The sequence below is a fragment of the Bacillus bruguierae genome (genome assembly GCF_037104725.1).
GTDB classification, from domain to species: Bacteria; Bacillota; Bacilli; order Bacillales; family Bacillaceae_G; genus Bacillus_A; species Bacillus_A bruguierae.
Genome location: NZ_JBAWSX010000040.1, coordinates 1 through 2042, shown reverse-complemented (window position 1 = coordinate 2042; position 2042 = coordinate 1). Strand labels below are relative to the sequence as shown.

The window sequence follows — 2042 nt, the reverse complement described above, 5'->3', positions numbered from 1 at the left end:
TACGTGTTACTCACCCGTCCGCCGCTAACTTCTTAAGAGCAAGCTCTTAATCGGTTCGCTCGACTTGCATGTATTAGGCACGCCGCCAGCGTTCATCCTGAGCCAGGATCAAACTCTCCAATAAAGTTTGTCTAGCATCATAAATAAAAATTGACGTTTCACGTTGTTTGTTTCGTTCAGTTTTCAAAGAACTTGTTTGCCGCCTGTTTGCGACTTCCTTATGTTAACATCTTAGTCATTCAATGTCAACTAAGTTTTTTATTTTGTTATCGCAGTTACTTTGTTTCACTGGCGACTCATATAATAATACACCCCTATATAGGGATAGTCAATACTTTTAATAAAAAAATTAATACGTATACCATTTTTCAATCAATCACTTAATTTGATTGCTTCACTACATCATTGAGTGAAAATATGATCAATCACAATTCTCCATATATACTGTCTTCTATAACATTTTATTAAAAGAGAACACTGACCTCAATCATGTAAATAGCTTAATCCAATGATTGCTGAGACTTATTTCTTATATACATTTATTATTAGTTTCGTTTTAGTATACAAACAAAGAAGATAAGATAATTAACCTGCCTTCTTTGTTCATACACTACTATCAGTTCCTCTATCTACAGATTTTATTACAGCTCGCAATTTATTTTGATCCGCCCATACTACGCCAAGAAGAACTAAAATGCCACCTATCATTACTTTCCATGTTACAGATTCATTTAATAAAACAATAGAGACAAAAATACTAACTAGCGGAAGTGCATTTAAATACAGTCCACTTATTGACGCAGAAACTTCTTCTAACGCCTTATTCCAAAACCAATAAGCAAGAATCGTTGCACCAACAACAAGATACATAAAACTAAATCCTGTCTTCCACGCATTTAGTTTAGGCAGACCATAATAAAAAGCTTCCATAGCAGCAAAAGGGAATAAAATAACCGCTCCAATAAGTAATGTCAATGTTGTAAATACTTCATTCGATAGATTCTTTTCTTGTTTTGGTCGTTTTAACAATATTGTATAGTAAGCAAATAAAAAGGTACTACACAAAATAAGTATATCCCCTAACAGAGAAGCACTTTGAGTATCGTTATTAGATGGGATTGTAATACATACTACACCAATAAAACCTAATACAATTCCAATCCAATAATTGATGTGAATTCTTTCTTTTAAAAAAAGAGCAGAAAAAACAATTGTAACTAATGGTAATGCAGCATCAATAATACTGACGTGTAAGCCACTTGTTAAAGCAATACCATATGACGTAAACATAAAATAGCCCGCCACACCAGTAAAAGATAATAAACTAACCCTTTTCCACGGAATATCTCTATTTACAATACTTTTGCGTAACTGATTAAAAGAAAACAGCACACATATTCCTCCAGCAAAACAAAGGCGAAGAAATAATAACGTAAATGGCTGTATTGATTCTAGCACCCACTTCGTTGGAGCAATTGCTCCACCCCACAGTATAATCGCAATTAATAGCATACATATTCCTTTAATGATTTTCTCCTCCTTTCCCCTATATGCTTCCATACCATATGTAAATCCCCCTACTGTGTACTATAGTAAAAAAGTTATGGCTCTATGTATTTGTAAATTATACTGTTAAAAAAACTCTTCAGTCTCTCCCTTTCTATATTTAGGCTCATTATTTACAATGATTAAAGCTATTTTTATGTACATACACAAAAAAGACGAGTCATACTGACTCGTCTCAGATTGCCTGGCAACGTCCTACTCTCACAGGGACAAAGTCCCAACTACCATCGGCGCTAGAGAGCTTAACTTCCGTGTTCGGTATGGGAACGGGTGTGACCTCTCTGCCATCATTACCAGACTTATGAAGGTATATTCCTTCAAAACTAGATAACATTTGCTTCATATTATTTGGTTAAGTCCTCGATCTATTAGTATTCGTCAGCTCCACGTGTCACCACGCTTCCACCTCGAACCTATCAACCTGATCATCTTTCAGGGATCTTACTAGCTTAACGCTATGGGAAATCTCATCTTGA

At 35.0% G+C, this 2042-nt stretch carries 1 protein-coding gene and 3 rRNA genes; all 4 read right to left on the bottom strand.

Going from position 1 to position 2042, the window contains the following annotated elements; translation table 11 throughout:
• Positions 1-124, bottom strand: a 16S ribosomal RNA gene (locus WAZ07_RS26065); the annotation flags it as partial.
• Positions 125-603: 479 nt separating this feature from the next.
• The gene (locus WAZ07_RS26060; RefSeq protein WP_336474710.1) at positions 604-1512 is read right to left on the bottom strand and encodes a DMT family transporter; all 909 of its coding nucleotides are present in this window, start codon (positions 1510-1512) and stop codon (positions 604-606) included.
• 236 nt (positions 1513-1748) lie between these two features.
• A 5S ribosomal RNA gene (gene rrf / locus WAZ07_RS26055) occupies positions 1749-1864 on the bottom strand.
• Positions 1865-1914: 50 nt separating this feature from the next.
• A 23S ribosomal RNA gene (locus WAZ07_RS26050) occupies positions 1915-2042 on the bottom strand; the annotation flags it as partial.